This is a genomic window from Methanosarcina sp. 2.H.A.1B.4, from assembly GCF_000979385.1.
GTDB lineage: Archaea > Halobacteriota > Methanosarcinia > Methanosarcinales > Methanosarcinaceae > Methanosarcina.
This window is the reverse complement of the sequence record NZ_JJOV01000058.1, coordinates 1-8,484: the sequence shown is the minus strand read 5'-3', so window position 1 is coordinate 8,484 and position 8,484 is coordinate 1. Positions and strand designations below refer to the sequence as shown.

Genomic DNA, 8,484 nt, shown 5'->3' with positions numbered 1-8,484 from the left:
ACGCCATTTCACGAATGATATTTCTAAATGAACAGATTCGAAAACAATAAAGGTTAAAAACGGGGTCATTTTATGGAATATCCTTTTGTTTCGGTTGTAGCAGGTATTCGCAACGAAGAAAAATTCATTGAAGAATGTATTGAAGCGCTTCTTAATATTCATTAAGTCTATTCAAAAATCGCTTTAAGGATCTGCGGCGAAGTAACATGGCAATATTCAGGACTGATTAAATAACTTTCACTAGCAAGATGACTGATTTAGCTTCAACTAAATTATTCTTTGCCTAAGTTATTCCGTTTATGTCAAAGAGGATCTTGTTGCTTTTATTGACAGGGAATTTAGTGTCAATTCCCTGTAACTGATTATGTAATATGAAAATTAAAGTAATCAGAGCATTTTGGATGGCCGGGGGATTTTTCAAAGCAAAATCTTCTTAATCAATGACCTATCTGTAAATGTCATTTAGTTTTTAAAATTTTTTCTCTATACTTCAAGTTTAATACGGTCTGTCAAGTTAAGTCTGATCTGAATTGTATTGGGTTTAAAGATTATGAGGTTTAAGAATTAATGGGGATACTATGTCTATATTGAATGAAGTTAAGGGGTTCAATTCTGCTAATAATAATAACAAGCAGATGAAATTTATCTACTCTTTGTTTCCATTATGCGTAATCTTTGCCGTATTATTTGCATTTTTATGGATGTTTGCGGTTGGAAAATTTGGTTTTGTAGTTAGAGGGGTGTTTACTGGAATCCCTGCAGTTATTTCCTGTATTATTGTATTATTCATTTACAAAAAAGATATGGGACTAAGTGATATTCTTATTTTTCCTTCTATAAGTCGAAACTCTTTAATCTATCTATTTGGAATTTTTTATCTTGGCTCAGTCAGCACCCTTTTATTGTCTCAAGGGGGCAGATCCTGGTATTATTTTATATTTATTGTGTTACTTTATATTCTGATTTTGCTGCAAATTTTTTCTGAAAATTCAAATCCTTCCGTTATCCTGGCGGAGATTTTTTTAAGTCTGTTAAACCTTACTTACAGTGTTACGTTAAATTATGATCTTTACTTTGGGACAACTGACATTATGCCCCATATTTTACTTTCAGAAATGACTGCAATGTCAGGGCATATTGTTTCAACTTCTTTAACCGATTATGCATACTTTCCTTTGTATCACATAATGGTCGCTGCATCCTCTCTCATCTTACATATGGGTATAAAATCCTCTCTTTTTTTAATAACTGCCCCGATTTATGCAATAACTATCTTTTTTCTTTACTACCTTTTTCTCTCTATAACTCAGAATCGCCAGATTTCCCTGCTCTCCTGTTTGCTCTTTTCTTCGAGTTCGGTTGTGCTTTATTACGGTGCAAATATGATCACCCGGACAATGTCTTTCGTAATGTTCGTCGTATTACTGTATCTACTTTACAGTGTAAATTTCAAAGAGTCTAAACTCTCTTTAAAAATACTTTCGGTCATTGTCGTGCTTTTTTTAACACTGGTGCATAACGTTTCCTTGCCCCAGTTTGTCCTGTTATTAGTTATTCTCCTTGTTTGCGAATCTCTTGTCAACGTTGGCAGTTATATAAGCAAACCCTTTTTTATCCTGTTAAATGTTATTTTTACATCATACTGGTTTTTTGTAGCATACCTGTTTGTCCAAAGGGGTATAACCATACGTTTACAGAGTCAGTTATGGGACTCAATGGTTTTGACATCCGAAGGTTTGGGAAATGTTAATGAATATCTGATTAATTTAGTCGGATATCTTGACGGCTCTGTTTTTCTATTTTTTGCTTTAATTGGGATTGGTTTTCTCCTGAAAAAACACAAAAACAACTATGCTTCAGTATTCGGGCTATTCGCCCTGTTTACTCTTATCTTTTATATCCCGAATCCTCTCAATACTATCTGGCAGTTGCATGTCTTATTCAGGATTGACAGATTCAAGCTGTTTGTCAGCCCCTTTATGGCTTTTGTTATGAGCTACGGTATTTATGTATTCTGGAACTATCTGTCAAAGTCCTCCTCTAAAAAAGGTTATCCTTTATTCTTTATTTTTTTATTGTTCTCTACTTTCGTCTTTGTTTCTTCTGTCTACAGTATCTCGGATTCTGAGAGTCTCATTGTTGAATCCGCACATCCGTATTTTACAGCCCCTGAATTGAGAGGGTTTGAGCATATTAAGTGTTATGTTCCTGCTGGCTCTTACATTTACTCCGATTATTACGCATCCAGGTATTTTTATTTCCCTCGGATTCCGGGGGCTTCCGAAGAAAATAACCTTTCTTTTTTCCGGAGCTACAGAATTGCTGATGTGAACAACTTCGCTCAGTATAGTGGTTATATCGTGATTAGAACCAGGGAATTCCTCCGGGCTGGTTTATATTTGAGTGAAGGAGGAAATGGTGTCGAAAGCGCCAATTATTTTTACAGGGGAACTTCTGAAAATGAACTGGAGATGAATCGCAATCTGAATAAAATAAATAAAATTTATTCGAGTCCGGCAGAAGATATATTTATTGGCGGGTCTTGAGTCCATTGAGCCCTTGCTTACTATCTAAGGACCCACCGCGAAATAACATGTGCAACTTTTTGACTGTACTCCCCCCAGTTTCACAAGCAAGCCCATCGATTAAAGCCCAAAATAATTATGCGTTGCCCAGGTTATTTCGTAACAAATCCTTAGCTTCCCTTCAAGCTTTTTTATCTTTCTCTATAACTTTCTCATCTTCTGCTTTTTGTGGATAAGCTTTCTTTTTCCATCCCTTTCTCTTAACAAACTCAAGGGACGTGCTCATTTAAGCGGCGTGCTCATAAATTTCTATATTGAGGGAGTCATAGATCTTGCGCAGAGGATAGCTTTCAGGAGGTATGAACACATTTCCGACAGATGTCTGGGTCTCCGATCTAGATTCATTCAAACTCAAATCCTTCGAAAAAGTGGTCACCACAAAATAGAATGGCTCATTTTCTGACGAATTTTTTAAATGGATTATATCCTCAGAATAGTATTTAGGGACAGACATGAACCCCGAAGACGTTTCAAAAGGAATTAAATCAGAGTTTTTTAAATTGCTGGTAGAGCCTGACAGAACAGCGTTTCCCATATTCTTGTCCTCATAGGATATAACGCAATCAGGGGTCGTTTTTACTCTGGATAACCACTGCATTCCTCTAACCTCATTTTGTGAAACTCCTTCAGATACTCCATCAGTATATGGAGAACTGAAACAGCTGAAGAAACCAAAGGTCCAGAGAAGGCATAAGATCAGAACCACAGATGCAAAACCAAGCACATTCCCCTTTCTGAGAAATATGATATAGAGTGAATAAGCCAGCAGGGGTATTTGAGCAAAAATTATGAAACTTAAATTTGCAAATCTTTCCGCAGGATAAGGGTTAAAAGGGTTTAAAAGGAAACCCCACTCAATGAAAAAAGATCCGACGTAGAGGACTAAAAAGGAGGGATACGTGTGGATAAAATGGTGGCAAAACCTTTTACGATTCTGCCATACGATTATGGAATTGATCACAATGAAGATTAACGGAATATAATATTTGCCATAATATAGATTAAAATAATGTATAAATTCTAAATTGGATTCTATTTCTAATACGTTGGTCAGGCCTGTCACTGATAAAGTCCCAACGTGCCGGGAAAAATCATGAGGTAAAATTTGGGAAAACCGGGAAGCATATTTCGCACAGAACAGGATACTTCCTGAGGTAAACGTCAGAATAGAGAGGAAAACAATTTTTCTTCCATTTGAATTGGATACATTATCTTCAACAAGAATATCGAAAAATATTTTGCTGAGATGTCTTCCCCAATTCAATATTTTACCTGAAAAAATGAGGAGTAGAGAAAAACAAATGATGTATACAAAAATAAAAGGGTGAGCTAATGGAAGCAAAGTTATCATAAAAAGAAAACTAATAAGCATCGTCCTGTTTTTATCCGAAAGTGCTTTCTTCAGTACAAAAAGACAGATCGGGATCATGCAAAAAGAGAGGTAATAAGGAAAAACTGAAAACTGAAAACGCCAGAAGTATAGAAGAAACGAGGAGAGTAAGGTTAACCCAACAAGTTTTTCCCGAAGCATATATGTTCTGCATAACATGAACATTCCGGCAATAAATTGAATCGAAAAAAATATCGGTAAAAAGTGATAAAGTGTCTGTGCCCCCAGCCCTGAGATCAAATCCAGGGGTAAAACTAACAGCGGACCCGTAGGAGAAAGGGTTGAAATGGCGGAAGAACCTGAAATATCAAAAAATCCATTATTTTCTGCCAATCCCATATATGAAAATTCTCCGTATCTCCCAATAGAAACGTATCCAAGCATGTAAGGGATGATCAGTACCGTAAAATGAATAAGGAGCAGTATGATAATTGCAGGTGTCTTTCTATATGAAAGCACAAGTATACAGGAAGAAAAATAACAAAAGAGCAGGATCAGATACAAACGTAATGGAAGCTGGTCATAGATACTAGCTACATATCCTTCAGGCGGAATTCCTTTGAGCTCAAAGAGACCATAAGTTATAAGTAACAAAGAAATAGAGCTCAGAAAGGTTAAGATTCGATTAGTATCTTTTTTCAACGTGCCCGCCGTCCTTCTTGATAATTATAGAGTATTATCTCTACAATATCTACTCTCTGAGTCCCGATCCGCATCTATTAAAGCAGCAACTCTACTTCTTGGAGTTTGCACAAACCGGAACTTTCAAGCGAAAGTAATTTCTTTTTCAATATATTTTTTTCTATTTTTTCTCTCCTTTTTCTTTTCTTATTCTGACTGTTTTAATTAATACTTAATTATTTTATTAAAACGTCTTTACCAACTATAATGTGAAGTAACTCTTTCTAATACGCACTATTGTTGTTATTGTATGAACTCTTTCACACAAAATTCTTTTTAATCGATCCTCTTATTTCTGTTGCTCCCTGATTAATTGGTTGGTATTATTCCGAAATGATCACAAATGATATCTCACATTCTTTCATTCGCCACGCAAGGCTTGAGCCCGCCGGTGTACAGTAGATAAAAACAAACTATATGGCCGGTGCTTGAGCTCTAATTCCGAAATATCAACATCCAGGAAGCGTACCGAAAGTTCTGTAAAATTACAAATTTTAAAAAGATCTCTAATCGAAAACTCGATATTAATAAACCCGTTTCATGTGCTGTGTACAAAAGTTTGGCTTAGAATTTACAGCAGATTCGGGTCATACGGGAAATGAGAAGCCATGATGGAAGTTCTGGTAATATCCGATCATTCCTCAAGGTTTTCAAAAATTTTAGGATAATCTTTTTTTAATGTTATAAGTAACTCTTTTGGGACCAGTTTTTCAGAACCCCTATCGTTTATTTTCTTAGCTGGAATCCCTGCAATCCCGATATTTGGTTCTGTAAAGGACTTATTTACAATTGAATTAGCTCCTATAGCTATTCCATCTGCGATTTCTATATCTCCAAATATTTTTGCTCCAGGACCAATGTAAACATTATTTCCTATTTTTGGCGTCAAATCTTCATATCCTGCCCCTGCTTTAGTTCCGATGACCGTACATACATGTATCCTGCAATTTTCACCTACTTTTGTATTTCCGTTGACTACAATCGTACCTGGATGACTTATGGATAACCCAGGACCAAAAACATTTGGCTCAATAAGAAAACCAAGGAATATGCCTAGTAGGTGATACTTTAAATATAAATAATAATAGTAGGGACGGTAAAAAAGGGAATTTTTGCAATTTTTATAGTACTCAACTTTTCTTAATAATCTCTGAAATACCCATACTTCATCCAAAAATAACCTCGGCTTTTTCCTTTTTTTGCCTAAAGCAATTCTATCTGCTTCTAAATAATACTTATATTCCTGTTTTGACTTTATCATGGATTCTACTTTTGAGTTATAGAATTTCAATTTTTCGGCTCTATAAAAATCTTTGATTTTATGCAATTATTTTTACAACATTTTTGTTTATGTTACACTATCAGTTTAATATTTATTTCTTTGACTTGATTATAGAACTTTCTTGCCTGAGTACTTCTCCATACTTCCTTTTGACAACAGAGGACGTTATTCCTGTGATATTTCGTTTATTGTACTTGATTTTGTCAAAGCTCAAATGCAACAATTTTCTATATTTCCCTCTTACTCTCTTTCGCTTATTGAATATTTTTGCATCACTTTTTTAGAACAAAATCATAACAGTTTTCATGAATTAAAGCTAACTTAGTGAGACGTAAATCTCCTAATACCGACGAGTCAGGATTTATCGAAATTTTCTGATATTAGATCGTTTAAAGTATCATCCACTTGGTGGGAGAATAATTCGGAACTACATCAAATTGATACTATTGTTTAATAGAGACGTTTAATTGATAATGTTTATTAAGAATGAATAGTTATGTACTGGTGGTGAATGCTGTCTCCAGGTAGACGGAAATTAATTCCTGATGGAACCTTTATTGCGTTTTAGGTCTCTATTCGATCTCATTCCATTAAAGCTCTTTTTCGAGACAAAAATTGATGGTGTGAAAAGGATAACGAGATTATTTATCCCCGTGATAGGGGATTATGGTTATTCCCCACGACAATTTGTTTAAGTTTTGTTATTATAGTTAAAAACACGGGGACAAAGAATGGGTGAAAAAAATTGGATATGTAGGTGGGGAAATATAAAAAAACTAAGAGTTTACATTATAATTCTCTTTTTCTTGACCTTAACGGAAACGGCTTCGATTTCCATTGCATCGGGTATGACAGTTTATGTCGCCGGGGACGGTAGCGGTGACTTCAACTGTGACGGAAAAGCCGATGATGTACAGATAAATCAGGCCCTTAAATTCTTAGCCGAAAATCCCGATTACACCACCGTTTATCTTAAAGGTCCTTTTACCTATACCATCGATAATACCATTTACATTCAAAGTAGTAACACGGTTCTTGAAGGTGATTCAGCCGCTGTTGTCAAATTAGTTGACCATGCAGGATGGACTAATTCTCCTATGATACCCTTAATTGGCAGCAAGGGTTCTGTAAACAATCTTACTGTAAGAGGATTTGAGATAGACGGGAATCACAATGGCAACACCGAAACTCCAAAAGGAAAAGGATATTACAACTGTATATATTTTGGTCAAGTAAAAAACATAACGGTTTGTAATATGTACATGCACGATGGCCACGGCGATGGACTACGAATTCACTACGGTGAAAACATCCAGTTTTATAATAACACAATCTCTCTGCTTGGACATGACGGGCTTTATGCTATTGAATCTCAGAATGTGGAAGCCTGGAATAATACGATAACCTGCAGGACTAATAGCGGCCTCAGAGTATGGAATTCAAATCATGTAAAATTCCATGACAACTTTATTGATTCTTCCTATGATAAGGATGCAGGCGGACCCGGAATTCAGATCCAGAAGTCCTCAGCTGTCATGGATGATATCGAAGTATATAATAATACCATCCACAACACCTTTGGACCCGGGTTATGGTTGATAGGATACGGTTCTTCTTACTCAAGAGAAGAGGCGCAAAATGTCCATATTCATCACAATATCTTCTATAGCACTGGCACGAATCCGAGCATCGATTGGGTGGGTGGTATCGTAACTAGTGGCTTTTACGATACTCTTATTGAGAACAATGTATTTGATGGTGTATACCATGCTGCAGTAATCCATATGTACCCTGAAGGCAAATCTACCGATCTTTCCCCTGCTGGTACAGGATACACTACCATTATCCGCAACAACATTATAGTAAATACCCTTAAGCGTAAGAAAGATCCGCGAGGAACAGGGTACTGCGTGATCAATTACCTCCCTGGAACACATACCTTCGTGCTGCAAAATAACTGCCTCTTTAATAATGAAGCTGGAGACTATATCAACACAGAATCAAAAAGCGATATCTATGCAAATCCTCTTTTTGCAGACCCGAAAAATCATGATTACCATCTTAGATCGACAGGAGGTAGATGGAATGGGAAATCCTGGATAAAGGATCGCATAAGTTCTCCGTGCATTGATGCAGGTTATTCCTCCTCTGACTACTCAAATGAGCCCGAAGACAATGGAAAACGGATCAATATAGGAAGATACGGAAACACTGAAGAAGCATCAAAGTCAGGGATAATGCCCGGATATGTGGCCTGGTGGCATCAGGTGGTTCCATCCAGGGCCCTGATGAGGATATTCTTTTTTAATATTTTTTAAAAACGCTGTCGGGAAAACTATTGATTATCAAAAAATACTTCGAAAAGTGGGTTTCACTGGTAAAAAGAGGTTTTTCCGAAAAGCAGGCATTGGGAAATTAACATTTCCTGCAGTCTAGAATTTCGGATCACCTCCTTAAAGGACATCCAGGCCTTTAGCTGTATACCAGTTGAAGTTTTGGCACCTGATTTATGTTCCCTACATCGCTGCTGTAGAATGCGATATAAT

5 protein-coding genes are annotated in these 8,484 nt (G+C 36.3%); 2 read left to right on the top strand and 3 right to left on the bottom strand.

The annotated features are described in order from the left end of the window. Positions 1-646: 646 nt before the first annotated feature. Positions 647-790, bottom strand: coding sequence for a hypothetical protein (locus EO92_RS18530; protein WP_235283272.1), 144 nt, complete (start codon positions 788-790; stop codon positions 647-649). A gap of 931 nt (positions 791-1,721) precedes the next feature. Between EO92_RS18530 and EO92_RS18525 the strand changes: the two genes are divergently transcribed. Continuing rightward, the gene (locus EO92_RS18525) at positions 1,722-2,546 is read left to right on the top strand and encodes a hypothetical protein (protein WP_235283271.1); all 825 of its coding nucleotides are present in this window, start codon (positions 1,722-1,724) and stop codon (positions 2,544-2,546) included. Positions 2,547-2,811: 265 nt separating this feature from the next. Here EO92_RS18525 and EO92_RS09440 read toward each other — a convergent pair whose 3' ends face one another. Next, the gene (locus EO92_RS09440) at positions 2,812-4,617 is read right to left on the bottom strand and encodes a hypothetical protein (RefSeq protein WP_048171166.1); all 1,806 of its coding nucleotides are present in this window, start codon (positions 4,615-4,617) and stop codon (positions 2,812-2,814) included. 673 nt (positions 4,618-5,290) lie between these two features. Continuing rightward, on the bottom strand, positions 5,291-5,917 hold the full coding sequence (locus EO92_RS09435) for a serine O-acetyltransferase (RefSeq protein WP_048171168.1): 627 nt from the start codon (positions 5,915-5,917) through the stop codon (positions 5,291-5,293). Between the two features lie 752 nt (positions 5,918-6,669). On the opposite strand from EO92_RS09435, the gene EO92_RS09430 reads away from it, so the two are divergent. Beyond that, positions 6,670-8,256: a right-handed parallel beta-helix repeat-containing protein gene (locus EO92_RS09430; RefSeq protein ID WP_048171164.1), complete on the top strand. Its 1,587-nt coding sequence runs from the start codon at positions 6,670-6,672 to the stop codon at positions 8,254-8,256. Positions 8,257-8,484: the final 228 nt, after the last annotated feature.

Excerpts from the sequence above, each read along its gene's own strand:
- EO92_RS09430 (WP_048171164.1), top strand. The coding sequence starts at position 6,670 with ATGGGTGAAAAAAATTGGATATGTAGGTGGGGAAATATAAAAAAACTA.
- EO92_RS18530 (WP_235283272.1), bottom strand. The coding sequence starts at position 790 with ATGAATAATACAATAATACAGGAAATAACTGCAGGGATTCCAGTAAAC.
- EO92_RS09435 (WP_048171168.1), bottom strand. The coding sequence starts at position 5,917 with ATGATAAAGTCAAAACAGGAATATAAGTATTATTTAGAAGCAGATAGA.